The following is a 24,835-nucleotide window of genomic DNA, read 5'->3' as shown; positions in this document are numbered from 1 at the left end:
CGGCCCGGCCCGTTGGCAGGACGATGCGCGACACATCGCTCCGCTTCCGGGGGACGAGGGGGTCGGTCATGGCGGTACCGGACATCAGCGTGGCTCCCTACTGGGAACTGACCTTCGACGCCGACGGGGACGTGGACGGCGCCGAGCGGGACCGGCTGCTCGCCGGAGTCGAACGGCGGGCGGTGCGCGACCTGATCGTCTTCGCGCACGGCTGGAACAACGACCGTTCGGGCGCGACCCGGCTCTACAGCAGCTTCTTCGAACCGGTCCCGCGGCTCGCCCCGGAGGCCCGGATCGGGTACGTCGGGGTGGTGTGGCCGTCGATGCGGTTCTGCGACGAGCCCGTCCCCGGCTTCCCCCGGTCCACCGCCGCCGGGCCGGCGCCGTCGGCCGCGCTCGACAAGGACACCCGGAAGGCGCTGCGGGACACCTTCCCCGGGCGGGCCCCGGTGGTCGACGCGCTCGCGCGGATGCTGGACGGCCCCGCGCGCGAACCGGCCGCGCTGGAGGAGTTCGGACGGCTGGTGCGGCGGCTGGTCGAGGACGTGTCGCCGGGGCCGTGGGCCCGGTTCGCGGCGGACACCGTGACGGAGGGCGTGCCGCAGCGCGAGCCGGCGATGTTCGCACGGCCCGCGGCGCAGGTCTGCGCCGAGTTCGCCGACGCCCTCGCCGGGCTCGGGGAACCGGGCGGGCAGCGGCCGTTCACGCTGCCGAACCCGTGGGACGGCGCGAAGGAGCTGCTGCGGCAGGCGACGTATTACACGATGAAGCGGCGCGCGGGCACGGTCGGCGAGCGGGGGCTCGGCCCGGTGGTCGGACGGCTCGCTCAGGCGGCGCCCGGGGTGCGGGTCCATCTGGTGGGCCACAGCTTCGGCGGGCGGCTGGTGTCGTTCGCGCTGGACGGGCTGCCCGAGGGGGTCCGGACGGTGAAGTCCGTGACGCTGCTCCAAGGGGCCTTCTCCCACTACGCGTTCGCGCCCCGGCTGCCCGGCGATCGGCGCGCGGGCGGGGTGCTGCGGGGCCGGGAGCGCCGTGTCGACGGCCCCCTGGTGTGCTGCCACTCCCGCTTCGACACGGCCCTCGGCACGCTGTATCCGCTGGCCTCGCGGATGGCGGACGACGACCGGTCGGTGCTCGGCCTCGACGTCGGCGCCCTGCTCGGGGCCGCCTGGGGTGCGATGGGGCACGACGGCGTGCAGGCGGTGCCCGGCACGCGCGCGTGCACCCTCTCCGCGGCCCTGGCCGCGCCGTTCCCGGCGTCGGGATGCGTGAACGTGGACGCGGCCGAGGTGGTCAGGCGCGGCGGCCCTCCGGCCGGCGCGCACAGCGACATCGTGCACCCGGAGCTGGCACGGGTGGTGCTGGCGGCGGGCCGTGTCCGCTGACACCGGCCCGCCGCCCGTTCGGAGGGTCCAGTGCTGTGACTGGAAAGGTGTGCCGGGAAGCTCGCGGCGTCCGGTGCTGCGGGTACCTCCCACGCCGTTCAGGCCGTGGGGGAGCACCGCAAGACGGAGCATCGCCCGCGTACTGGATGTACTCGGGTGACGCGACAACGCGGCGAGGTGCCGTGCCGGGCAACGCGAGCCGGTGGACCTTTCCGGTGGCAGCACTAGTGCCGCGGCAGGCAACGTTTGCCCGTAAAGGAGCGGCGTCCGGTGCGTGCTCTCGGTGTGCCGGCCGGAAGTCCTCGTACTGGATGTACTTGGGCTTTCGGGCGGTGCGGCGAGAGTGCGTGCCGGGCGTCGCGACGGGGCGAACGTCGCCTGTTGCGGCACTAGCTAGCGGTGACCGGTGTACTCCACGACCTGCTGGAAGGTCGGCCGGTTCTGCCAGCTGATCTTCCCGTGCTTGATGCCGCCCAGGACGCGCTGGACGATCGAGTCGGCGCACCACTGGTCACCCGCGGAGCACTGGTCGTCGCCGGGGTAGACCTGGGCCGCGGTGGCTCCGGCCGCCTGCTTCAGCGTGCCGATCAGGGTGTCCCGGCAGGCGTTCGGGCTGCCGCCGCCGCAGAACGTCCGTGCCAGCGGACCCCGCACCGGCTCACCGAGCACCGCCCGGATGTCCTTGTCGACATAGCTCCACCAGCCGTACTGGAAGGCGCTTCCGGCGTGCGAGCCGGTCGGGCCGTGCCCGGCCGACGGGGACTCGTCGACCGGCAGGTTGGCGGTGAAGGCCCCATACAGGCCGCTGCCCAGTCCCGGCTCGAACTCGGCCTTCACCAGCAGCGGCCACCAGGCGTCCAGGATCCGGATGGCCTCGGCGTTGGCGTAGGTCCTGGAGCCCGCCGAGGTCTCGGTGCGTCTGGCGCCCGCGGAGAGCCATGTCCGGAGCTTGCCCACCGCGGCCGCGGCCGTGGAGTCGGTCACCGGCGCGCTGTCGATCACCTTCAGCAGGTTCGGCAGCACGTCCTCGGCCCTGAGATCGGCCACGGCGGCGTCCGCCATCGCCTTCACCAGCGAGGCACGGGTCACCCCGCCGGCCGCGACCAGCTTCCGCACCCGGTCCTCCAGCAGGTCGCCGCGGTGCACGGAGCCGTTGCCCCAGGAGGCCGCGGAGTAGTCCAGGGCCTGCTTGTTGTTCCAGGAGACGTAGTAGTCCTGGTCGACCGAGGCGGGGTGGGCGGAGGGCGGGGTGTAGTCCGCGGTGTTGACCGACGGGTCCCAGTTCCGCCACTCGTACGCCGGCTGCGCCCACACCGGGAACTCGGCGTCCACGCCGTTCGCCCGCACCGGGTTGTCGCCGCTGTTGTAGTACGCGGTGTGCCGGGAGTCGGCGTAGAACCAGTTGAACGTGTAGTTGATGTGCTGCGCGGCCTTCTGGAAGTCCTCGGGGCCCTTGACGAAGTCGGGGTCGTTGAGCATCTGGAAGCCGATGATCGAGTCGGCCTCGTGCAGGAAGGAGGAGCGCAGGGTGGTGTAGGCGACCTTCTTGCCGCCGACGGTGGCGCGGTACTCGACCGGCCCGTACTTCGTGCGCCACACGCGCATGGTGTAGGAGCCGGCCGCCGTTCCGTCGGCGACGGTGGGCTTCCAGGAGTTGGTCTGCTCGACCTTGTCCATGGCCGTGCAGGTGCCGCGGTACAGGTAGTGGAAGTCGTCCTGGCACAGTTCGACGGCGTAGGTGTCGATGATGTCCTGGCCGGAGGTCGTGGCGCTCCACGAGTAGTCCTGACCGCGGCCGAGTTCGACGTACATGCTCAGACCGGCGAAGGAGGCGCCGCGGGCGCTGATGCCCGGCCCCTGGATCTCCTGGAGCATCAGCAGCTGGGGCGCGAAGTAGCCGGTCTGCGGACCGAAGACGGCGACCGGGTGGCCGCTCGCGGTGTGCTCGCCGCCGACGACGAGGGCGTTGGACATGCCGCGCCGTGCGGAGGTCAGGGCGCTCTTCGCGGCCGAGGAGGTGGCGCCCCGCGCGGCCGCGGTCGCCGCGCTGCCGGTGCGGCCGTACACCAGCGGCTCCTGGGCCACCGAGCCGGCGTCGGGCAGGGCCCGGCCCCTGGGGTCGTCGGGCTTCGTCGCGTACGGGTAGCTCCTGCCGTCGTGCACGGTCAGGACGGCCTCGGGGTCGTTGCGCTCACGGAAGGACTCCCAGATCCTGGTGCCCTCCTCGACGCCGAACTTGGACTGGGCGGCCAGCAGGGACACCGCGTTGTTCACCTCGCCGCCGCCGCCCGAGCCGAACAGGGCGCCGACCACGGAGCCCAGCGCGACCAGGTCGGTGACCTTGAAGCGGGCGATGGTGCCGGCGTTGGTGATCGAGTCCTTGTGGCCGGTCAGGACGTACTCGCCGGGGAAGTAGCGACCGGAGTCGGAGGCGTCGATGTAGGCGTTGATGCCGTCGAGGTAGGCGTTCACGTCGGCGAGGGCCTGCTGCCCGCGGGCGCCGTTCCCGGCCACGGCGCGGTCGATCTGTGCCTGGAGGTCGGCCTCGGTGTACGGGGCGTTGCGCCAGAACTCCTGCTCCAGGCCCTGGTTGGCGGCCGCGCCGCCGGCGAAGGAGGTCAGCTGCCCGCGGCCGACGTGCCGGAAGACGTCCATGAGCCACAGCCGGTCCTGGGCGGCGGCGTACCCGGCGCCGAACTCGGTGCCGTAGCGGGTGGTGCCCGTGATGTGCGGCACACCGGTCTTCTTGTCGCGGACGATCGTCACGTCACCGCGGCCCGCGGGCTTCTCGGTGGAGGCGACCTGCCCGGAGGGGACGCCGAACGAGGCGTCGTTGAAGAAGGAGTTGATCTTCGCGTCGGTGAGCGCCGGGTAGCCCGTGGCCAGGTTGGCGTACGGGCCGAGCTGGTCCTCGGCGTGGCTCGGCTGGGTACCGAAGGCCTGGTTGAGGAGGATCTGGGCGAGGGTGGCGTTGCCGTTCTCGCCGGGCGGCAGGATGTCGGAGCACTGGCCGCCGCAGTAGTCGTTCGAGGCCGCGGCGGACGCCCCGGCGGCGCCGCCGGCCGGAGTCGCGGCCGCGGCCGCTTGGGAAAAGGGTGACAAAAGACCGGCAATGAGGACGCATACCGATGCGGTCTTCAGGAACCCGGGGAATCTGCGGGGAGTTCTCAGTCTGTCAAGCGCGAAATGTGGGGTGCGCCGGTGCATGGCAGCTCCTCCCGACGGGGGTGGTGCCGGGACGTTACCGCCGGTATCCCTCAGGGGGAAGATGAACATGCGTCACTTTTTGGGGGCACCTCGTGAGGGTCAACCAGGGCGGCGTTATGGCGGGCATCGGAAAACGGATGGAGCCGGATCGGATGTCGGCACGTCTATCCGGCGGAGCCGTCACGACGGCTCCGTACGACGACGCCGCAGTGACCGAAGTGCGGATGCAGGTGTGACGGAGGTGCAGGGCGATGGCCGGTTTCCGGAGTCTGGCGAGACAGGTGAGGGACCCGCGGTGCGATCTGGCGCTGCGGCGTTACTCGCTGCGCAAGTGCCTCGAGCGGTTCGCTCCCTATGGGCACAGGGCGACCTGGGACCATCTGTGCTCCCGGGCCGGGTTCGGTCCCGAGGACAGGTCCCCCGATCCGGTGCGGCTCGTGGCCGCACTGGACGAACTGGAAGAAGCGCGTTCGGTGTGGCTCGACTACGAGGCCGGGTTCGCCAGGCGCCGTAAGCAGGAGAAGCACGACGGGCTGCGCAGGCCGGGCAGCGTGGACGACTGGCACCGGATGACCTGGGGCGGCTTCGGGGTCGCCTGGTGCGACGACCCCCGGGTGCACCCGAGGGAACCGCTGGCCGAGGTGCTGAGCCGGCTGATCGCCGCGCTGGAGCGCGAACCGGGCGCGGCGTGCCCGGTGTGCGGCGGCGAGCGGCTGGCCTGGACGTACGACCTGGATCACGAGCCGTCGTCCGGCCCGGTCTGCGCGGACTGCGGGATCCTGGTCCCGCTGCCCGTTCTCACGCCGGAGGCCCTGGCGTACGCCAGGCGGGGGCGGCTGCTGATGTCCGCCTGACCACGACGGCAGGCCCTTGAGGTGAGGTGCGCCGGTCCTGCCGGACGGATGACGGGGCGCCTCGGAGTCCGCCCGGCGGCCGGGGACCGCCGGTGCCCGTGGGCACGGGACGGACCGGCGCGCCTCGCGGGGCGGTCCGGGGGGGTGCGGGGGGGTGCGGCGCGGCGGCGGCCGGTTCCGCCAGGATGCGCTGCCGCCGGCCTCGGGGGGACTACGCGCGGCCGGCGCCGCTCCCCCGCTCCGCCATCAGGCGCGAGCCCGTCAGACGTTCGCCGAAGACGTCGTCCGGGTTGGACAGCACGCAGGTGTCCAGGGACAGGCAGCCGCAGCCGATGCAGTCGGTGAGGTGGTCGCGCAGGCGGTTGAGCTGCCTGATGCGCTCGTCGAGTTCGGAGCGCCAGGCCTCGGAGAGGCGGGCCCAGTCCTCCCGGGTGGGAGTGCGCTCCTCGGGGAGCCGGGCGAGCGCCTCACGGATCGTGGCGAGCGGGATGCCCACGCGCTGCGCCGCCCGGACGAAGGCGACCCGGCGCAGCGCGTCGCGGGAGTAGCGGCGCTGGTTGCCCGATGTGCGGCGGCTGCTGATCAGACCCTTGGACTCGTAGAAGTGCAGGGCGGAGACGGCGGCGCCGCTGCGGGCCGACAGCTGGCCGACGGTCAGCTCGTGGATCTTCTCGGGGATCTGGGGCACCCCTCAGAGCCTACCCACCGCGTCACCCGCCCGGTCCGTTGACAGGGGCCCCGGACCCGGCCATGCTAAGCAGTTGCTTAGACTTCGACCGCGAGGCGGGAGGCCGGACACATGGCGGAGCCGAGGATCTTCACGTCCCCCGACGAACTCAGGGCGGCGGTGGGCGAGCGGCTGGGGTACACCGACTGGCTGGAGATCGACCAGAAGCGGATCGACCTGTTCGCCGACGCGACCGGCGACCACCAGTGGATCCACGTGGACCCGGAGAAGGCCGCCGCGGGCCCCTTCGGCACGACCATCGCCCACGGCTATCTGACCCTGTCGCTGCTCCCGCTCTTCGGGCCGCGGCTGATCGCGGTCGAGGGCGTGCGGATGGGCGTCAACTACGGCACCAACAAGGTCCGCTTCCCCGCCCCCGTCCCGGTCGGCTCACGGCTGCGGTCCACCGCCGTGATCACCGGCGTGGACGACGTGCCGGGCGGGGTGCAGGTGACCGTCGCCTTCACCGTGGAGCGCGAGGGCGGCGACAAGCCGGTGTGCGTGGCGGAGTCGGTGGTGCGGTACTACTTCTAGGGCCTCTCGGGTGGGCGCCCGCCGGCCCCGACCATCCGCAGCACGAGGTCGGCGTACAGCGCGCCGACCTCCTCGGGGGTACGGGGGCCGTCGAGGTTGAACCAGCGGGCGACGTCGATGCACAGGGAGAGCACGGCAAGCGTGGTGCCGCGCACGTCCGGCACGTCGAACTCGCCCGAGGCGACGCCGTCCTCGATGATCCCGCGCACCTCGGCGTCGACCTGGCGGCGCAGTGCGAGGATCTCCGCGCGGGCGTCCGGACCGAGCGAGTCCAGTTCGTACTGCACGACCCGGGCGGTGGTGCGCCCGCCCGCGTGCCAGCGCACGAAGGAGCTGACGGCGTCGGCGAGCCGCTCGGTCGCGCCGCCCTCGCGCCGGGCGGCGGTGCGCAGGATCTCCAGCGCCTTCTCGTGGCCGATCCGGCTGATGCGGTGGAGCAGTTCTTCCTTGGTCCGGTAGTGGATGTAGAGGGCGGCCGGGCTCATTCCGGCCCGGCCCGCGATGTCGCGGGTCGTCGTCGCGTGGTAGCCCCGTTCGGCGAAGGCCTCCACGGCGGCCACGAGCAGCCGCCGGGCCGCGTCGGGGGTGACCTCGCCCCACGGCTGCGGGTCACCGCCGGCCGTCTCCTCCGCCGTAGTCATCGCTCGCCCCTCTTTCGCGTCAGGGGGTCCACCATACCGCCGAGGGTGAGCGCTCGCTTAGCCTGCGGGCCGACGGTGTGGGGCGGACCGCGGTCTCACAGCTTCTCGAAGGGATCGTGTTCGGAGAGCAGCTTCTCCAGCCGTGCCTGGTCGACCCGGCTGACGATCCGGCCGGCCTCCTGGCGGTCCCTGACCACCTTGGCGAGCGTGAACGCGGAGGTGACAAGGTACAGGACGGCGATGGCGAGGAAGGCGCGCACCCAGGCGTCGGCGTTCAGCCTGAAGATGCCGATGGCGGTGGCCGCCATGGCGATGCCGAAGGAGGCGACCGCCTGGCCGTAGAAGGCGGCGGTGCTCTGCTGCTTGACCGGTGTGTCACTCATGGCGACCAGCGTCGGCCCGCGGGCCCGCCGCCGCATCCGCCGGGATACTCAGCTCGCGTACTCAGAATTCCGGCTGCCGGGGCCGGGGCCCGGAACGCCCGCCCGCGCGGGCGCCGCCTGTTCGATCCCGCGGCTCTACGATGTCCGCCATGGCCCGACCCCGCACCCCGCTCCTCAGCACCGGCCGCATCGTCGCGACGGCGCGGGAGCTCGTGGACGCGGAGGGCCTGGCGGCCGTCTCCACCCGCCGGCTCGCCGCCGAGCTGGGGGTGAGCGGGCCCTCTCTCTACAACCACTTCCGGACCAAGGACGAGATCCTGGAGGCGGTCGCGGACTCGGTGAGCGCCCAGGTGGACCTGTCGATGTTCGAGGACGGCCGGGACTGGCGGACCGCGCTGCACGACTGGGCCGTGTCCTACCGGGCCGCCCTGCGCGACCACCCGAACATCGTTCCGGTCCTCGCCCGCGGCCCCGGCCGCCGTCCCGCCGCGCTGCGGCTGGCCGACGCGGTCTACGGCGCGATGGTCGACGCGGGCTGGCCACCGGCGCAGGCGACCTCCATCGGCGCGCTGATGCGGTACTTCATCATGGGCTCCGCGCTCGGCTCCTTCGCCGGGGGCTTCGTGGACGACGCCGGGGCCTACGACCCGGCCGACTATCCGCGTCTCGGGCAGGCCCATCTGCTGGCCGAGCAGCAGGAGAAGATCGACGAACGGGCCTTCGAGACCGGCCTCGCGGCGCTGCTGGACGGGCTGGCGCGGCAGTACGAGCAGGTGGGGCGGAGCACGTGAGCACGCTTCGGCGCGCGCCGAAGCGTCCGTGTCCCATGCTGGCTTCATGAGCACCGGAGAACGGATACGGACCCGGCGCCAGGAACCCGTGGCACCACCGCTGGCCGCGCTCGCCGGGCTCATCGCCGACGAGACGCGGGCCGCGTGCCTGCTGGCGCTGCTCGACGGGCGGGCGTGGACGGCCGGCGAACTGGCCCGGCACGCGGGCGTCGCCGCGTCCACGCTCAGCGAGCACCTGGGCAAGCTCGTCGCGGGCGGGCTGCTCACCGAGGAGCGGCAGGGCCGGCACCGGTACGTGCGCCTGGCCGACGCGCGGGTCGCCCAGCTCGTGGAGGACCTGGCCGCCCAGGCCGCCCCGCGGGCCGCGCGCCGGCCGCGCACACTGCGGGAGTCGAGCGCCGGCTCGGCGATGGCCCGCGGGCGCACCTGCTACGACCATCTCGCCGGGCGGCTCGGCATCGCGCTCACCGACGCGCTCACCGCGCGCGGACTGCTGCGCCAGGACCTCGGCTTCGCGCTCACGGACGCCGGGCTGGCCTGGTTCGGCACGACGGGCATCGGCCTGGACCGCGCGGGGCGGCGCCCGCTGGTCCGGGCCTGCCTCGACTGGACGGAACGGCGCCCCCATCTCGCGGGGGCCGCCGGCGCGGCCCTGTGCCGGCACGCCTTCGACGCGGGCTGGTGCGTGCGCATCGGCTCGGAGCGCGCCGTCAAGGTCACCCCGGCCGGCGAGCGCGCCCTGTCCGGCCTGCTGGGGATCGAGACGGCGGCGCTGCGCTGAGCGCGCCGCCGGCCGGTACTGGCCGTCCGAAATCCGCGAGCCCCGCCCGCCCCTGCCCACCTAACCTCAGGAAGCATGATGAACGTCTCCCCGTCCCGCCTGGCCGCCGCGGCCGCCACGGTCACCGTGGTGCTGTGGGCCTCCGCCTTCGTCTCGATCCGCAGCGCGGGTGCCGCGTACTCGCCGGGCGCGCTGGCCCTCGGGCGGCTGCTGGCCGGAGCCCTGACGCTGGGCGCGATCTGCCTGGTGCGGCGGGAGGGGTGGCCGCCGCGGGCCGCGTGGCGCGGGATCGCGATATCCGGGCTGCTGTGGTTCGGCTTCTACATGGTGGCCCTGAACTGGGGCGAGCAGCAGGTGGACGCCGGGACCGCGGCGCTGGTGGTCAATGTCGGCCCGCTGCTGATCGCGCTGCTCGGGGCACGGCTGCTGGGGGATCCGATGCCGCCGCGGCTGCTGGCGGGCATGGCGGTGTCGTTCGCGGGGGCGGTGACCGTGGGCCTGTCGATGTCGGGCGGGGGCGGATCCTCGGTGCTGGGCGTGGTGCTGTGCCTGCTGGCGGCGGTCGCGTACGCCTCCGGGGTCGTCGCCCAGAAGCCGGCGCTGGGCCGGGCGAGCGTGTTGCAGGTGACGACGTTCGGGTGCCTGGTCGGCGCGGTCGTCTGCCTCCCGTTCAGCGGCCAACTCCTCCACGAGTCCGCCCGCGCCCCGCTGCCGGCCACGCTCAACATGGTCTATCTGGGCGTGTTCCCGACCGCGCTCGCGTTCACGACCTGGGCCTACGCGCTGTCCCGCACGACCGCGAGCCGGATGGGCGCGACGACGTACGCCGTCCCGGCCCTGGTCGTGCTGATGTCGTGGCTGGCGCTGGGTGAGGTGCCGGGTCCGGTGACCCTGGCGGGCGGGGCCCTGTGCCTGGCCGGAGTGGCGGTCTCCCGCTCCCGTCCGCACCGCCGGACCTCCCGGACGGCGCGCGAGGAGCCCCGGCCGGAACGCGTGTCCTGACCCCGGGACGAGCGGCGGGCCTCAGAACACCACCAGCGCCCGGCCGCCCTTGCCGGCCAGCATGTTCTCGAAGGCGGCCGGGATGTCGTCCAGGGAGATCCGGTCGGTGACCAGGGCGGCCAGGTCGAGCCGGCCGGTGCGGACGTGTCCGGCGAGCACGGGCAGGTCCCTGGCCGGATCCGAGTTGCCGTAGACGCAGCCGGTCAGGGTACGGCCCCAGTGGAAGATTTCCAGGGCGTTGAAGGTGACCTGCTCGTCCTTGCCGCCGATGCCGACGACCGTCGTGCGGCCGCCGCGGCGGGTGGACTCCCAGGCGGCGCGGATGGTGACCGCGCGGCCCACGCACTCCACAGCGGCGTCGACCCCCTGTTTCCCGGTGAGGGCGCGGATCTCGCGGGGGGTGTCGCCGGTGGCCGGGAGGAAGTCGGTGGCACCCGCCCGGCGGGCGAGTTCCTCCTTCTCCGGGGAGACGTCCACGGCGACGATCCTCCCGGCGCCGGCGATCCGGGCGGCCTGGAGGGTGGCGAGGCCCACTCCGCCGACGCCGAACACCGCGACCGTCTCACCGGGACGCACCTTCGCCGCGTGGTGGACGGCGCCGTAGCCGGTGAGGACGGCGCAGCCGAGGAGCGCGGCGTCGATGACCGGGACGCCGTCCGGGAGGGGCAGCACGCAGGAGGCGGCGACCACCGTCTCCTCGGCGAAGGCGGCGACGTTCAGGCCGGGGTGCAGTGCGGTGCCGTCGGCGGTGCGGGCGTGGACGTCGGCGGCGCCGTTCATCGCGTTGGCGCACAGCCAGACCTCGCCGAGCGAGCAGGCGTGGCAGTTCCCGCAGGACGGCGCCCAGTTGAGCACCACCGTGTCCCCCGGCGCGACCCGGGTGACGCCCTCGCCGACCGCGACGACGGTCCCGGCGCCCTCATGACCGAGAACGGCGGGCACCGGCACCCGCAGGGTGCCGTTCGTCAGGGACAGATCGGAGTGGCAGACCCCGGCGGCGGCGAGCCGGACACGAACCCGTCCGGGCCCCGGCTCCGGCAACTCGATCCCGGTGATCTCCAACGGCGAGCCGACAGCGGGCAGGACGGCGGCACGTACGGCCATGAGACGTGACTCCCTTAGAACTGGAGGGACTTGGTCTGGAGGTATTCGGTGAGGCCGTGCGTGCCGAGTTCGCGGCCCACGCCGGACTGCTTGTAACCGCCGAAGGGGGCGAGGGGGTTGAAGCGGCCGCCGTTGATGTCGACCTGGCCGGTGTCCAGCCGGCGGGCGAAGGCCACCGCCTCCGCCTCGTCGCCCGCCCAGACGGCGCCGGCGAGGCCGTAGACCGTGCCGTTGGCGATGCGCAGGGCGTCCTCCTCGTCGTCGTAGCGGAGGATGGAGAGGACCGGGCCGAAGATCTCCTCCTGGGCGACGGTCATCTCGGGGGTGACGTCGGCCAGGACGGTGGGGCTGACGAAGTAGCCCCGTTCGCGCGGGGATCCGGGGCCGCCCGCGACGAGGCGGGCGCCCTCGGCGACGCCCTTCTCGATGTAATCGCGCACCCGCGCACGCTGCTTGGCGTTCACCACGGGACCGATGCGCTCGCCGTACTTGGCGGCGGCCGTCGCGGCCAGGGCGACCGCCTCGTCGTACTGGTCGCGGTGGACCAGCATGCGGGTCCAGGCGCTGCACGTCTGGCCGGAGTTGGACATGACGTTGGCGACGCCGACGTTCACCGCCCTGGCCAGGTCGGCGCCGGGCAGGATGACGTTGGCGGACTTGCCGCCCAGTTCCAGGGCGACCTTCTTGACGGCGGCGCCCGCGATCGCGCCGATCCGCCTGCCGACGGCCGTGGATCCGGTGAAGGAGACCAGGTCCACGTCCGGGTGCTCGGCGAGCGCCTGTCCCGCGACCGGGCCGACGCCGGTGACCAGGTTGAACACGCCCGCCGGCAGCCCGGCCTCGTCGACCGCCCCGGCGAACAGCCGGGCGGTGAGCGGGGTGTCCTCGGCGGGCTTGAGGACGACGGTGCAGCCCGCGGCCAGCGCGGGGGCGGCCTTGGCGACGATCTGGTGCAGGGGGTAGTTCCAGGGGGTGATCGCGCCGACCACGCCGACCGGCTCGTGGTACACGGTGGAGTTGCCGACCTTCTCCTCGAAGGCGTACGTCGCCGCGAGGCCGGCGTAGAAGCCGGCGACCGCGATCGGCATGCCCGCGTGGACCGTCCGGGAGAAGGCGAGCGGCGAACCGAGTTCGGCGGTGACGGTCTCGGCGATCTCCTCCTCGCGGGCCGCCAGCGCGTCCCGCAGCGCGGCCAGGCGGGCGGCCCGCTCGGCGGGCGGAGTCGCGGACCAGCCGGGCAGGGCGGCGCGGGCCGCGCGTACGGCCGCGTCGACGTCCTCGGCGGTGCCCGCGGGCACGGTGCCGATCACCCGCTCGTCGGCCGGGTTCACCACCTCGATGACGTCCCGGCCCGCGGCGGGACGCCAGGCGCCGTCGATGTACATGCCGTCGTGTGCCTTCATCGTGCTCCTCCGGGGCGGGGGCCGTCGCCGGTCTCGTCCGCGTGAACAAGCATCCGCGGGAACAAGCTACTGACAGCCCATAAACTAGCGCCGGTAGCCTTCCCTCGGCCGCGCGCCCCTCGTCCTGCCGGGGCCCCCTTCACTCCTCCAGGTCGGGCAGCCGGTCCGGGGCCGGGCAGATGCGCTCGCCGCGCTGGTCGAAGACGAACAGGCGGGCGAGGTCGACCAGGAGCGGCACCTGCATCCCGTGCCTCAGTTCGATGTCCGGCGTGGTCCGCACGACCAGGTCGCCGGGCAGGCGGGGCTCCGGCGCGGCGACCGGGTCCGGCGCGGGTCCGGCGGGGTGCTCCAGCACCACCACGGGTCCCGCGCGCAGGGCGCCCGCCCGGTCGCGCAGCCGGTTCAGGACCGTGCCCTCGCGCCGGCGCCGCCGGGTCGGGCGCCGGGTGGGACGCGGGGCCTCCAGATCGGGCACGACGGCGGGGCGGGAGCCGGTGTTGAAGTGGACGAGGACCTCGTGGCCCTGGAACTCCATGTGCTCCACCAGCCCGGTGATCGTCACCTCCCCGGGCCGGGCGACGGGCGCGGGTGCTCCCGTGCGCCGGGACGAGGCCGAGAACCTGGGGGCGATCCGAACGGCCTCCGAGCGCAGCCCCACGATCACTTCGCGGCCCTGCTGCACGCGCAGCAACTGGTGGTCCAGGGAAAGGGGTTCGGGCAGGCGCAGGAACTGCTTTCCCAGGCTGATGGTCATGGCGCCGTCGAGCGGGGCGCGGACCAGGCCGCGCAGCAGGTTGATGCGCGGGGTGCCGATGAAGGCGGCCACGAAGACGTTGCGGGGCAGGGCGTACACCGCGCGGGGGGTGTCCACCTGCTGGAGGACGCCGCCGCGCAGGACGGCGACCCGGTCGCCCAGGGACATGGCCTCGGACTGGTCATGGGTGACGTAGACCGTGGTGACGCCCAGCTCCCGGGTCAGTTTCGATATTTCGGCGCGCAGATGGTTGCGGAGCTTGGCGTCGAGGTTGGACAGCGGCTCGTCCATCAGGAAGGCGGAGGGGTGCCGGGAGATCGCGCGGCCCATGGCGACGCGCTGGCGTTCGCCGCCGGAGAGCTGGCTGGGGAAGCGGTCGAGGAGGTCCTCGATGCCCAGCATCCGGGCGGTGGCGTCGACGCGCCCGGCGGGGTCCGCGCCGGGCGACTCGATGCGCAGCGGGAAGCCGATGTTGTCGCGGCTGGTCATGTTCGGGTAGAGCGCGAAGTTCTGGAAGACCATCGCCATGTCCCGGCCGGAGGGCGGCAGATCGTTGCCGTACTCGCCGTCGAGCAGCAACTGCCCCTCGGTGATCTCCTCCAGCCCGGCGATCATCCTGAGCACGGTGGACTTCCCGCAGCCGGAGGGCCCGAGCAGCACGAGGAACTCGCCGGGCGCGATGTCGAGCGAGAGGCGGTCCACCACGCGGACGCCCTTGGCGTAGGTCTTGCTCACGTCGTGCAGAGAGATGGCGCGTGTCATGAGGCATTCCCCCGGGACTCACCAGAGCACTGAGGCTCCGCGGGTCGAACGCCTCGTGCGGGTCGTACGGGGCGTATGAGTCACGGAAGTTAACGGAATGTGCGCGCCGGGGGGAAGAGACCGGGCAGGATCGGACGCCACCGTCCGCCGGGCGAGAAAGCGGACGATCATGTTCAGGGCGGGCGGCCGGCCGTGGGCCACCCGCCCGCCGCGCCTCCCGGTGTCAGGTCGTCGAGGTCAGGTGGGCGAAGACGACGACGTTGCTGGAGTAGCCGGCTCTGTGGGTGTAGAGGCCGCCGCAGGTGATCACGCGGAGTTCGGAGCGGCGGGAAGTGCCGTACACCTCCTTGTCCGGGAAGCGGTCCTTGTCGAAGACCCGTACCTTGTCGACGGTGTAGACGGCGGTGCGGCCGTCCTCGCGCCGGACCTCGATGCGGTGGCCCGGCCCGAGCCGGCCGAGCCCGGCGAAGACGGCGGCGCCGGTCCTGGTGTCGCGGTGCCCGACCGCGACCGCCGTGCCGGGCTCCCCGGGCGTGGGGCCGCCGTCGTACCAGCCGACGAGCTTGGGCTTGTCGACCGGTGGTGTCTGGAGCTCCCGGTCGCCGTCGAGGCCGACCCCGATGATGGGCGCGTCGACGCCGAGGGAGGGGATGCGCAGGGTGGTCGCACGGGACCGGGGCAGCGGCGCGGGCGGGCGCGAGGAGGATCCGGGACGTGGCGAGGGAGACCCGCCGCGGTCCGGGCCGTCGCCGTTCGAACCGTCCGTGCCGGAATCGCCGCGTGCCGGGGCGCGGCCGTCCGCCCTGCCGCCGTCCTCCCCGTCGCCCCCCGCACCGGAGGGATCCGGGTGGGCCGGGGCCACGGCGCCCGGCCCGGCGGCTCGCTCCGGCGCGGTGCCGTCGTGCTGCCCACCGCACCGGTTCCCGGCCGTGACCAGGACGACCGCGAGCACGGTCGTCCTGGCCAGGCGGTAGGCGCGGGTCCGGTACCAGGGCCTGCGTCTGCGCCTACGCGGCGCCATGCAGGCGCCGGCGGGCCAGCCGCGTGTACACGACCCCGCTGACCACGACCAGACCCACGGCCGCCGCCCCGGTCACCGGCGAGAAGGCCGCGACCGACGAGGCGAGACCACCGCCGCCCGCGTGGACGCCGCCCAGCGGACCGCCGTGGTCGCCGCGGCCGTAGCCCACGCCCTCGTTGCGGCCCGGGTCCTCGATCCGGCCGCCGGGACCATGCGCCCCCGCGTGCCAGCCGTGGTCCCCGCGGCAGTTGACGCGGAAGATCTTCTCCTTGGGAGTGCCGGCGACGGTCCAGGTGATCTTGTACTGCCCGTCGGCGAGCCCCAGCGGGTCGGTGTGGCCCGCGCCGGCGCCCAGGGCGATGGTGCCGGTGACGGTGGCGCTGTTGGGCAGCGGTGGCTGCGGCTGGATGCTGTAGCCGATGCTGGGCAGGACGTCGAAGTTGGCGGCGTCCAGGTAGAACCGGCATACCACGGGGTCGTCCTTCGAGACTCCGAAGGGCACGCCCACCCGATGGATCTTGATGTCGCCGGCTTCCCCCTGGGCCATGGCGGACGGTGCCGCCAGCCACGTGGCACCGGCCGCGGTCAGGGCCGTCAGGGCGACGGCGCCGACGCGGGAGCCGAAGGTGCGTGGGTTTGTCAGGGTGGACATGCGTGTTCCTCCGAGTCAGACGATTTTCATACAAATCGCTCTTTCATCTGACTGTCTTTCACATGCGTTCGCGTCGCGAAGCGACCGGCACCCGACGCGCCGTCAGCTTTCCCCCGCCCGGCGCAACCGTTTCCCGCCCCTCCCCGCCGGGACCTCACGGCAACGGGAAACCGACCTCAGTCCAGCACCCGCGCCAGGTAGGCACGCAGCATCCGCCGCATCTCCCCGATGATCCGCTCGTCGCCCTGCGCGTCGACGCGGAAGGCGAGTTGGACCAGGGTGTCGGCGGTCTCGACGGCGATCAGGAAGGTGCGCCGCAGGTCGTCGTCGGGCGGGCGGCGCAGATAGCCGGACAGGAGATCCGTGAGCCGGTCGGCGACGCGGTGGTTGGGTTCGGCGTAGCGCGCGCCGACGGGGATCTGGTTGCCGAAGTCGACGAGGGAGAACCCGGGGGCGGTCCGCTTCATGGCCAGGTACTCGTCCAGGACGGCGTCCATGGCGGCACGCCATCCGCCGCTCCCCGCCTTCCCCGCCTCCCCCTCCTGTTTCGCCTCCTTCAGCCGCTCCGCGACGCGCTCGGTGTACCGGTCGAGGTTGCGCTGGGCGAGCGCGTCCGCCATCGCGCGCTTGTTGCCGAAGAACCGGTAGACCGAGCCGATGGGCACACCGGCGCGCTCCGCGACGGCACGCGTGGTCAGCGCGTCGTAGCCGACCTCGTCGAGGAGATCGGCGCAGGCGTCGAGGATCCTGGTCAGCCGTTCGGCACTGCGCCGCTGCACGGGCGCACGGCGAAGCGGGGTCGGGTGGGACACGGCTTCATCATGCCCTCCCCCGACGAGCGGGTGAAGCGCGCCCCCGGCGGGCCGGACCGCGACCCCGCTACGGCTTCGGGGACGCGGCCGGGGCGGGTGCCTTCGGAGACACGGACCGGGACGGCTCCGGCGGCTCCGGCGCTTCCGCCGCTTCCGGGGGCGCGGCCGTGATGTCGGCCGTGCTCTGGACCGGACGGCCCCCGACCGCCCAGACCGTGCCGTCGTCGGCGTAGAGGCGGACGGTGACGTGATGGGTGCCGTGGGGGACGAACCGGCCGGAGAGGCGGTACTCCGGGGCGCGCAGACGGACGACGAGCCGGCCGTCCACCAGCAGTTGGGCGAGGCCGCGCCCGGCCGTCGCCCGGGCCGTGCCGTCCGGGGAGAAGCGGAAGCGGCGCACGGCCAGCCGTACGTCCCAGTCGCCGTCGGTGTCCGGCCGCACCTCGACACGGACCTCGGGGGCGCTCTTCCGGTCCACCTCGCGGTAGCGCCGGCCCTCCTCGTCGGTGTGGTCGAGGAGCTTGCCCACGGGCTCGGGCGGCTTCCCGTCCACGGGCCCGTGCGCGCCCTCCGGTCCACAGCCCGCCGGCCCGGCGAGGAGCAGGGCACAGACCGCGAGCGCAGCGAGTGATCCCCGCGTCCACGACGACATGACTGGGGAGCCTAGAGCAGCGGCCGGACCCACCGGATCCCCCTGAGGTCGGGTTCTGCCCTCCGCCCGGAGTAGGGGGTCTTGCGCCCCGGAAAGCCCAATCCTACGGTGTTCCATAGGAATCAGGTTGCAAGGGAGCGATCATGAGCGGGGACGCACGCAAGACCGCCGAGAAACTGACCTACCTCTCCGGGTTCGGCAACGAGCACGGTTCCGCGGCGGTTCCGGGCGCGCTGCCCGAGGGCCGCAACTCCCCGCAGCGCGCCCCGCTCGGGCTGTACGCGGAGCAGCTCAGCGGTACGGCGTTCACCGAGCCGCGGGCCCACAACCGCCGCTCGTGGCTGTACCGGATCCGCCCGTCGGCCGCGCACCCGGCGTTCACCCGGACCGGCAACGGCACGATCCGCACGGCGCCGTTCACCGAGACGGTGCCCGACCCGAACCGGCTGCGCTGGAACCCGCTGCCGGAGCCCGCCCGCGGCACGGACTTCCTCGCCGGACTGTGGACGCTGGGCGGCAACGGCGACGCCACCCAGCGCACGGGCGTGGCCGTGCACCTCTACCACGCCGACTCCTCGATGGAGCGCGTCTTCAGCGACGCGGACGGCGAGCTGCTGATCGTGCCGGAGCGCGGCGGGCTGCTGCTGCGCACCGAGTTCGGGCTGCTGCACGCGGAGCCGGGCGACGTGGCGCTCATCCCGCGCGGGGTGCGCTTCCGCGTGGAGCTTCTCGACGCCACCGCCCGCGGCTACGTCTGCGAGAACTACGGCGCCCCCTTCCGCCTCCCCGACCTCGGCCCCATCGGCGCCAACGGCCTCGCCAACGCCCGCGACTTCCGCGCTCCGGTCGCCGCCTACGAGGACACCGAGGGCCCGGTGGAGGTGGTGAACAAGTTCTGCGGCAACCTGTGGACCGCCACCTACGACCACTCCCCGCTCGACGTGGTGGCCTGGCACGGCAATCTCGTGCCGTACGTCTACGACCTGCGCCGCTTCAACGTGATCGGCACGATCTCGTACGACCACCCGGACCCGTCGATCTTCACGGTGCTGACCTCGCCCTCCGACACCCCGGGCCTGGCCGGCGTGGACTTCGTCGTCTTCGCGCCGCGCTGGCTGGTCGGCGAGGACACCTTCCGGCCGCCGTACTTCCACCGGAACGTGATGAGCGAGTACATGGGCCTGATCGAGGGCGCCTACGACGCCAAGGCGGAGGGCTTCGTGCCGGGCGGCGGCTCGCTGCACAACATGATGTCGGCGCACGGTCCGGACCGGGAGACCTTCGACAGGGCGAGCGCGGCGGAGTTGAAGCCGCACAAGGTGGACGACGGGCTGGCGTTCATGTTCGAGACGCGCTGGCCGCTGACGCTCACGCCGCACGCTGCCGGAGCGGAGCACCTTCAGCGACGGTACGACGACGTCTGGCAGGGGCTGGAGCGTCACTTCCGCCCCTTGCCCTGATCGATTCCCTACCGGTACGGATGAACCGTGACCTCCTTCGCCCCGGATTCGATCGTCCTGAACCGCAAGTTGCCGCTGTGGTACCAGGTGTCGCAGTCGCTGCGCGCCTCGATCCTCGGCCGCTCGCCCCAGGACCCGCTGCGCCTGCCCACCGAGGAGCAACTGGCGGGGCACTACGGCGTGAGCGTGCTGACCATGCGGCAGGCGCTGAAGGAGCTGGAGGACGAGGGGCTGATCACCCGGCACCGGCGGCGCGGCACGTTCATCGAGCCCGGTGCCCGGCGGGGTGCCCCGGTGCGGCTGCTGGGCTCGGTGGACGCCATCGTGGCCCAGCAGTCCGGTATGACCACCGAGCTGCTGGCCCACGGTACGGAGACGGTGCCCGCCGAACTGGCCGAGTTCTTCCCGGATCTGGGCGAGGTGGCGACGTACCACCGGCTGCGCGGCGACGAGAAGACCGGTGAGCCGACCAACCACGCCCGCAACTACGTCCGTCCGGAGCTGGCCCGCCGGATGACGCCGGAGGATCTGGTGCGCTGGCCGATGACCAAGGTGCTGCGGGACGTGGTGGGCGCGGACATCAGCCGGATCACGGACACCGTCCAGGCCCGGCTGGCCGATCCGGAGACGGCGCGGCTGCTGCAGGTCCCGCTGCTCAGCCCGATCCTGCACTACACGGGGATCACCTACGACGCGGCGGGGCGGCCGCTGGACGTGGCGGTGATCCACTACCGGGGGGACCGTTTCTCCTTCACGGTCACCCTCGACGCCACCTGACCCGGCCGTCCGGGTCAGGTCGTACGATGCCCGGCGTGACGCACGACGACGCTCCGCCGCTGGCCGACCTCATGCCGTGGTCCGTCGCACCGCCGCGGCTGGGCCGGGGGTGGCCGGTGGCTCCCGACGCGGGCTGTCTCAGGGCCCGCTGGGAGGCCCTGCTGAAGGCCGAGGGCCCCGACCGGGAGGCCCTGTTCGAGCCGACGCGCTCGCGCACGCCCTACACGGCCGTCGGGCAGCTGCCGGGCCGGACCGGCGGCACCGGGAGACTGATCCGCGCCTCGGGCCCCTGCCCGGAGCCGGTGCGTGTGCTCGTGGCGCCGTTCGACGAGCAGTGGCTGATTCCCGACCACCGTCTGATCGACGCGGCCCGCCCCGAGTTGTGGCGGGTGGCGGACGCGCGGCAGGTCTTCGTGGCGGAGACGGCCGCCGCGCCCGGCGCCGGACCGCCCCTACTGGCGACGTCCCTGCTGCCCGTCCTGCGTCCGGGACGCATCCGGCCCCTGTACCGCCGTCCGGGGGCGGCGGAGCCGAACCTGGCGCCCGGCCTGCTGGACCACCTGGCCGCCCGCCTCGGGCACCGCCCCGCCCCCGAGGACGTCCTCGCCTGGACGCTCGCGGCGGCGCGCCCCGGTCCGGACGGCCCGGTGGTCCCGCTCACCGGGGACGCCGGAGTCTGGGCGGCCGGAGTGGAACTGGGCCGCCGGGCGCTGTGGCTGATGCGCCGCGACGGCGAGCGCCCCAAGCTCCCCGGCGGCCGCCGCCCCTACGTCCGCGCCCCGCTGCCCGCACGCCCGCTGACCCTGCGCTACGACCGCGACGAGGAGACCCTGCACCTCGACGAGGGCCGTGTCTCCCCGGTCCCGCCGCAGGCCTGGGACTTCGAGACCGGCTCGGTGCGGGTCCTGGAGCAGTGGTTCGCCGCGCGGACCGCGCGGGGCGAACCCGGCACGCTGGCGGCCGTCCGCCCTGCGGCCTGGCCGCAGGCGTGGACGTCCGAGCTCCTTGAGCTGATCACGGTCCTCGCCCTGCTGGCCGAACTGGGGCCGCGCCGGGAGGCGTTGGAGGTGGCGGACGCGATCACCGCGACCGGCCTGCGGTCCGCGGGGGTCCTGCCGGTGCCGGACGCGGCCCGCCGGCCGGCCTCGGTCCTCGACCACCGCGAGGAAGGCCCCGAGGGTCAGTTCACCCTGATCTGAGGGGCCGCCGCCGGATGTGGACGGGCGCCCGGCGGCGATCCTCCCGCCCGGGTGGATGATCCGCTCCGGTGACAAAGGGGTGGCCGCGGGTCGTGGTCCGGGGCGCGGATCAGCTTCCGCCGCCCTCTGGAGGACGTCACCGTGGCCGCTGTCGGGCAGGCCGTGTCGGCGCCGTTACGCAGCCCGGCAGCTCGCCGATCTCGGGGCTCGGCTCGTCAGGTCGAGCGGGTGGACGGAGGTGACTTCGCGCGGGGGATGTTCCCGCGCTCGGACAGCACACCGGGGCACCGCTGCGTGCCGTGGGAATGACGGACGGCGGGATCGCGGCGCCGCGCCGGGACGGCGTGGTGGCCTGAGCGCGGGTCGGGTGAACGGGCCGAGGAGACGCGGGTCGGGACTCAGCGCGCGCCGAACAGCGAGCGGCGCAGCCTGCGCAGCGGCGCGAACAGCGACACACGGTGGACCCTGGCTCGCCTGCCCGTGCGGTCGTGCGGGCCACGTGCGGTCAGCTCGCGCATCAGCGACGTCGCCTCGGCCGTCTCCCGCTGCGGCACGGCGGGGCCGGCCAGCACCGACAGGTGGCGGTCGAGACGCGAGCTGGTCGCGCTGCTCCCGCAGGTGATCGCAGGGACCCTGGCCCTGCTGCGCACTGTTATCTGCTCCATGTCACTCCCCACCCGTACGAGTCCACCCGGCCCGGGCAGAGTAACCCTATCGCCCCGTTGGGGCACTCGTGTATCGCGGTGGCAGGATTCACCTTCCCCGGAGGGGTGTTGACGATTACTCTCCGAATCCGACCGTTTTCAAGGCGAGTTGAACAATCGGCCGTGTAGTGGGCCCGGGTGACCCCCCGTCGGGTTCGACGGTCACGGCGAGTGATGTCGCCGACCGGGTGAGGCCCGAGACGACCAGGGGCGCGTCACCCTCGAACAGGCCGAGGGAGCGCGGTGGCGCGCCGGGGCGCATGAGCCACAGCTGGCGCACCCGGCCACTGGGCGGATCCGCGTACCCGCCCAGGGTCACCACGGCCCGCTCCCGGGAAGCGGAAGCGATCACTCCGATACTGCGGCCCTCCGCGTCCCGGCTGGTGGCGGCCCGGGTGTCCGGGGCGGCGAGAACGTGGGCGATCTCACGTGCCCGGTCCCGCTGGGCCGCCAGCTCGTCCTGGATCCGGTTCGCCTGCACGGCGAAGAGCGCGGCGACCACGAGGGCCGCGGCGGCGGTCACGGTGGAGAACGGTACGAACAGGGGGCGCGGCCGGGGCGCACGGGTGCGCGCGGGCGGCGGCCGGGTCCCCCAGACGTGCGGGGGCAGTTGGGGCGTGTGCTCACGCGCCGGCTCGGGATCCTGAGGGGTGTCGCGAATCGCGGCCAGCACCCGCTCGCGCAGCGCGGCGGGCGCCGGGGTGGCGGCGGACCAGGCCAGACGCACCGCGTCCTCGGACAGGGCACGCACCTGGGCGGCGCACGCGGAGCAGTTCCTCAGGTGCTTGTCGAAGCGGACCCGTTCGGCGGGCTCCAGGGCGTGGAGGGCGTAGGGCGCGGCGAGGGAGTGCGGGTCCTCGCGGCGCAGCAGGCGGTCGAGCAGGCTCATGCGGCACATCCCAGGCACTCGCGCAGCCGGATGAGCCCGTCGCGCATCCGCGTCTTGACCGTGCCCAGCGGCAGGGACAGCCGCTCGGCCACTTCACGGTAGGTGTAACCGTCGTAGTAGGCGAGGGTGACCGACTGGCGTTGCAGGGCGGTGAGGCGGTCCAGGCAGCGCCGTACCCACTCGCGTTCCAGTCCGGCCTCGACCTCCTCGGCGACGTGGTCGAAGGCGGGCGAGGCGGCGCGCACCGCCTCGCGCCGCTCCCGCTCGCCGGCGGCGCGGACGCTGCGCACCCGGTCGACGGCGCGGCGGTGGGCGAGGGTGAGCACCCAGGACAGGGCGCTGCCCCGCCCGGGGTCGAACCTCGGGGCGGAGCGCCACAGTTCGAGCAGCACCTCCTGGGCGACCTCCTCGGACTGGGCCGGGTCGCGCACCACGCGCCGCACCAGCCCGTAGATGGGTCCGGACACCAGCCCGTACAGCTCCTCGAACGCCTTGTGGTCGCCCCCCGCCACGAGCACCAGAAGCTCGTCCGCCTCCACCCGCCGCCCCCTCTCCGCCGGCCGCCGTGGGCCCGTCCTCACGCACGCGGGGCGCGCAGCGTGCGCGCCCTTCGGATGAGGTACGGATCCGCGGGCCGAAAACGCGGGTCGAGCGGTGGGAAAAGAAATCCGCCGGCGGACCGATCCGTCCCGGCCCGGACTCCGAATCCCCGTACGACAGGCAAGTCGGCACTGAGGACGGATCGGCATGACACCTTTCTCCAGTCTCTCCAGGCGCGGCGGGGGCACCCCCGGGCGTTCGGCTCCCGGGGAGGGACGCAGAGGCCTCGCCTCCCTCGTCTGCGGCGCGCTGGCCGCCGGGGGGCTCGCGGCCGCCGGCACGGCCGTGCTCGAACCCGGGCGGGCCGCCGCCTCCAGCCACCGGGAGGCGCCGCTCGTCTCGGGCGCCCCGCAGTACGACAACACGGACCTGTACGCGTTCGTCAGCCCGGACAAGCCCGACACCACGACCGTCGTGGCGAACTGGATACCGTTCGAGGAGCCGGCCGGGGGTCCGAACTTCTACACGTTCGCGGACGACGCCCAGTACGACCTGCGCATCGACAACGACGGTGACGCGCGCAGCGACCTGGTCTTCCGGTTCACGTTCAGAACGCACGTCAAGGACAAGAACACGTTCCTCTACAACACGGGTCCGGTGCACAGCCTGGACGACCCGACCCTGAACGTGACCCAGACGTACGACGTCGATCTGATCAGGCTGCGCCACGAGCGGCAGGTGTCCACGACGCGGCTCGCGGACGGTGTGCCGGTGGCGCCGTCGAACGTCGGCAAGGCGTCGATGCCGGACTACGGCGCGCTGCGGAAGCAGGCCGTCCACCGGACGGCGAGCGGGGCCGCGACGTTCGCCGGGCAGGCCGACGACCCGTTCTTCGCGGACCTGCGCGTCTTCGACCTGCTGTACGGCGGCGACCTCTCGGAGGTCGGCAACGACACCCTCAAGGGCTACAACGTCAACACGATCGCCCTCCAGGTGCCGAACGACCTGATCCGCGAGTCGGCCGGGCAGCCCGTCGTGGGCATCTGGTCGACCACGCAGCGCAGGAACGCCCGCGGCGGCTTCACGCAGGTCTCGCGTCTGGGCAACCCGCTCGTCAACGAGGTCGTCAACCCGCAGAAGGACAAGGACGGGTTCAACGCCTCCTCGCCCCACGACGACGCGCGGTTCCTCCGGAACGTCACCCATCCCGAACTGCCGAAACTCATCGAGCAGATCTACAAGATCAAGGCGCCCGCCGAGCCGCGCGACGATCTCGTGGAGGTGTTCCTCAAGGGCGTGAAGAACCTCAACCAGCCGCCGTACGTAAGGCCGTCGGAGCAGCTGCGGCTGAACACCTCGATCGAGCCGAGCCCGCATCCGAAGCGGCTGGGTGTCCTCGACGGCGACAACGCGGGCTTCCCGAACGGCCGCAGGCTCACCGACGACGTGATCGACGCGGCGCTCCAGGTGATGGAGGGCGCGCTGCTCGGCGCGAAGAACGACCTGGGCGACGCGGTCGACGCGAACGACCGGAAGTTCGAGAGCTCGTTCCCGTACGTGGCCGAGCCGACGTCGGGTTCGCGCGGGCGGGTCGCCGCGAGCACGAGCGCGGACGTGCGCAGCGGGCTGGGCGACGCGTTGCGGCCGGCGGGGGCCTCCGGGGACACGATACTGATGGCCGGTTCGGCGGCCGCGGGAGCGGCCGGGGTTCTGCTGATCGGCACGGGCCTGTCCTGGTGGCGCCGCCGTTCGCAGCGCCCGTACTGACCCACGCCCCCACCGGCCGGCGCGGCCCGCGTTC

The 24,835-nt window shown here is 73.3% G+C and carries 24 protein-coding genes and 1 pseudogene; 11 read left to right on the top strand and 14 right to left on the bottom strand.

The genetic code is table 11. The features are described 5' to 3' along the window. Positions 1-68 precede the first annotated feature (68 nt). Positions 69-1,385 carry a serine-threonine protein kinase gene (locus ACWC91_RS05895; RefSeq protein WP_450643980.1) on the top strand — a complete coding sequence of 439 codons (1,317 nt, stop codon included), beginning with the start codon at positions 69-71 and terminating at the stop codon, positions 1,383-1,385. Between the two features lie 393 nt (positions 1,386-1,778). Here ACWC91_RS05895 and ACWC91_RS05890 read toward each other — a convergent pair whose 3' ends face one another. Continuing rightward, positions 1,779-4,592, bottom strand: coding sequence for a penicillin acylase family protein (locus tag ACWC91_RS05890; protein WP_450643981.1), 2,814 nt, complete (start codon positions 4,590-4,592; stop codon positions 1,779-1,781). Between the two features lie 251 nt (positions 4,593-4,843). On the opposite strand from ACWC91_RS05890, the gene ACWC91_RS05885 reads away from it, so the two are divergent. Then, positions 4,844-5,446, top strand: a complete 603-nt coding sequence (locus ACWC91_RS05885; protein ID WP_281155271.1) for a hypothetical protein — start codon at positions 4,844-4,846, stop codon at positions 5,444-5,446. 211 nt (positions 5,447-5,657) lie between these two features. Here ACWC91_RS05885 and soxR read toward each other — a convergent pair whose 3' ends face one another. After that, complete coding sequence (soxR, locus tag ACWC91_RS05880) at positions 5,658-6,134, bottom strand: redox-sensitive transcriptional activator SoxR (protein ID WP_141362443.1); 477 nt, start codon at positions 6,132-6,134, stop codon at positions 5,658-5,660. 111 nt (positions 6,135-6,245) lie between these two features. On the opposite strand from soxR, the gene ACWC91_RS05875 reads away from it, so the two are divergent. Next, on the top strand, positions 6,246-6,707 hold the full coding sequence (locus ACWC91_RS05875) for a MaoC family dehydratase (protein ID WP_141362441.1): 462 nt from the start codon (positions 6,246-6,248) through the stop codon (positions 6,705-6,707). Here ACWC91_RS05875 and ACWC91_RS05870 read toward each other — a convergent pair. Both ACWC91_RS05870 and ACWC91_RS05865 read right to left on the bottom strand, forming a co-directional pair. Then, complete coding sequence (locus tag ACWC91_RS05870; protein WP_450644988.1) at positions 6,704-7,348, bottom strand: TetR/AcrR family transcriptional regulator; 645 nt, start codon at positions 7,346-7,348, stop codon at positions 6,704-6,706. The two genes, ACWC91_RS05875 and ACWC91_RS05870, sit on opposite strands and share 4 nt — an antisense overlap. A 95-nt stretch (positions 7,349-7,443) precedes the next feature. After that, positions 7,444-7,731 (bottom strand): YiaA/YiaB family inner membrane protein, encoded by a 288-nt coding sequence (locus ACWC91_RS05865; RefSeq protein ID WP_141362437.1) that lies wholly within the window; start codon positions 7,729-7,731, stop codon positions 7,444-7,446. Positions 7,732-7,880: 149 nt separating this feature from the next. On the opposite strand from ACWC91_RS05865, the gene ACWC91_RS05860 reads away from it, so the two are divergent. The 3 genes from ACWC91_RS05860 to ACWC91_RS05850 all read left to right on the top strand — a co-directional run bounded on the left by ACWC91_RS05860 (position 7,881) and on the right by ACWC91_RS05850 (position 10,305). Then, positions 7,881-8,522 (top strand): TetR/AcrR family transcriptional regulator, encoded by a 642-nt coding sequence (locus ACWC91_RS05860; RefSeq protein WP_225076091.1) that lies wholly within the window; start codon positions 7,881-7,883, stop codon positions 8,520-8,522. A gap of 46 nt (positions 8,523-8,568) precedes the next feature. Next, entirely contained in the window at positions 8,569-9,303 is a 735-nt protein-coding gene (locus ACWC91_RS05855) for an ArsR/SmtB family transcription factor (RefSeq protein WP_450725817.1), read from the top strand. Between the two features lie 75 nt (positions 9,304-9,378). Then, the gene (locus tag ACWC91_RS05850) at positions 9,379-10,305 is read left to right on the top strand and encodes a DMT family transporter (protein ID WP_376502811.1); all 927 of its coding nucleotides are present in this window, start codon (positions 9,379-9,381) and stop codon (positions 10,303-10,305) included. 21 nt (positions 10,306-10,326) lie between these two features. Here ACWC91_RS05850 and ACWC91_RS05845 read toward each other — a convergent pair whose 3' ends face one another. From ACWC91_RS05845 to ACWC91_RS05815, 7 genes are all read right to left on the bottom strand, one after another. Next, a complete protein-coding gene (locus ACWC91_RS05845; RefSeq protein WP_450643926.1) occupies positions 10,327-11,409 on the bottom strand; it encodes a Zn-dependent alcohol dehydrogenase in 1,083 nt (360 codons plus the stop codon). Between the two features lie 14 nt (positions 11,410-11,423). Then, entirely contained in the window at positions 11,424-12,812 is a 1,389-nt protein-coding gene (locus tag ACWC91_RS05840) for an aldehyde dehydrogenase family protein (RefSeq protein WP_281155275.1), read from the bottom strand. A 139-nt stretch (positions 12,813-12,951) separates the two neighbouring features. Further along, entirely contained in the window at positions 12,952-14,328 is a 1,377-nt protein-coding gene (locus ACWC91_RS05835) for an ABC transporter ATP-binding protein (RefSeq protein WP_225076086.1), read from the bottom strand. A 223-nt stretch (positions 14,329-14,551) separates the two neighbouring features. Next, the gene (locus tag ACWC91_RS05830; protein ID WP_225076085.1) at positions 14,552-15,349 is read right to left on the bottom strand and encodes a class F sortase; all 798 of its coding nucleotides are present in this window, start codon (positions 15,347-15,349) and stop codon (positions 14,552-14,554) included. Continuing rightward, positions 15,336-16,001: a hypothetical protein gene (locus ACWC91_RS05825; RefSeq protein WP_450643927.1), complete on the bottom strand. Its 666-nt coding sequence runs from the start codon at positions 15,999-16,001 to the stop codon at positions 15,336-15,338. Before ACWC91_RS05825 ends, ACWC91_RS05830 begins: the two co-directional genes overlap by 14 nt. A gap of 176 nt (positions 16,002-16,177) precedes the next feature. Further along, on the bottom strand, positions 16,178-16,813 hold the full coding sequence (locus tag ACWC91_RS05820; protein ID WP_225076083.1) for a TetR/AcrR family transcriptional regulator: 636 nt from the start codon (positions 16,811-16,813) through the stop codon (positions 16,178-16,180). A gap of 67 nt (positions 16,814-16,880) precedes the next feature. Further along, positions 16,881-17,465 (bottom strand): hypothetical protein, encoded by a 585-nt coding sequence (locus ACWC91_RS05815; protein WP_281155277.1) that lies wholly within the window; start codon positions 17,463-17,465, stop codon positions 16,881-16,883. Positions 17,466-17,608: 143 nt separating this feature from the next. Between ACWC91_RS05815 and hmgA the strand changes: the two genes are divergently transcribed. From hmgA to ACWC91_RS05795, 4 genes and pseudogenes are all read left to right on the top strand, one after another. Next, positions 17,609-18,925: a homogentisate 1,2-dioxygenase gene (hmgA, locus tag ACWC91_RS05810; RefSeq protein WP_225076081.1), complete on the top strand. Its 1,317-nt coding sequence runs from the start codon at positions 17,609-17,611 to the stop codon at positions 18,923-18,925. A gap of 27 nt (positions 18,926-18,952) precedes the next feature. Beyond that, the gene (locus ACWC91_RS05805; RefSeq protein ID WP_225076080.1) at positions 18,953-19,702 is read left to right on the top strand and encodes a GntR family transcriptional regulator; all 750 of its coding nucleotides are present in this window, start codon (positions 18,953-18,955) and stop codon (positions 19,700-19,702) included. A gap of 26 nt (positions 19,703-19,728) precedes the next feature. After that, entirely contained in the window at positions 19,729-20,901 is a 1,173-nt protein-coding gene (locus tag ACWC91_RS05800) for a type ISP restriction/modification enzyme (protein WP_281155278.1), read from the top strand. 108 nt (positions 20,902-21,009) lie between these two features. Further along, positions 21,010-21,156, top strand: a pseudogene (locus ACWC91_RS05795) (CoA transferase); the annotation flags it as partial. A gap of 143 nt (positions 21,157-21,299) precedes the next feature. On the opposite strand, the gene ACWC91_RS05790 reads toward ACWC91_RS05795, so the two are convergent. The 3 genes from ACWC91_RS05790 to ACWC91_RS05780 form a co-directional block, all read right to left on the bottom strand. Next, positions 21,300-21,566 carry a hypothetical protein gene (locus ACWC91_RS05790; RefSeq protein ID WP_141362413.1) on the bottom strand — a complete coding sequence of 89 codons (267 nt, stop codon included), beginning with the start codon at positions 21,564-21,566 and terminating at the stop codon, positions 21,300-21,302. A gap of 115 nt (positions 21,567-21,681) precedes the next feature. Continuing rightward, on the bottom strand, positions 21,682-22,494 hold the full coding sequence (locus tag ACWC91_RS05785; protein ID WP_225076078.1) for an anti-sigma factor: 813 nt from the start codon (positions 22,492-22,494) through the stop codon (positions 21,682-21,684). Continuing rightward, positions 22,491-23,033, bottom strand: coding sequence for a sigma-70 family RNA polymerase sigma factor (locus ACWC91_RS05780; protein ID WP_141362409.1), 543 nt, complete (start codon positions 23,031-23,033; stop codon positions 22,491-22,493). The genes ACWC91_RS05785 and ACWC91_RS05780 overlap by 4 nt, the downstream gene beginning before the upstream one ends. A gap of 208 nt (positions 23,034-23,241) precedes the next feature. On the opposite strand from ACWC91_RS05780, the gene ACWC91_RS05775 reads away from it, so the two are divergent. Continuing rightward, entirely contained in the window at positions 23,242-24,801 is a 1,560-nt protein-coding gene (locus ACWC91_RS05775; RefSeq protein WP_450725815.1) for a DUF4331 domain-containing protein, read from the top strand. Positions 24,802-24,835 lie beyond the last annotated feature (34 nt).

It is taken from the genome of Streptomyces sp. NPDC001204, assembly GCF_053598035.1.
This window is presented reverse-complemented; position numbering and strand designations above follow the sequence as displayed.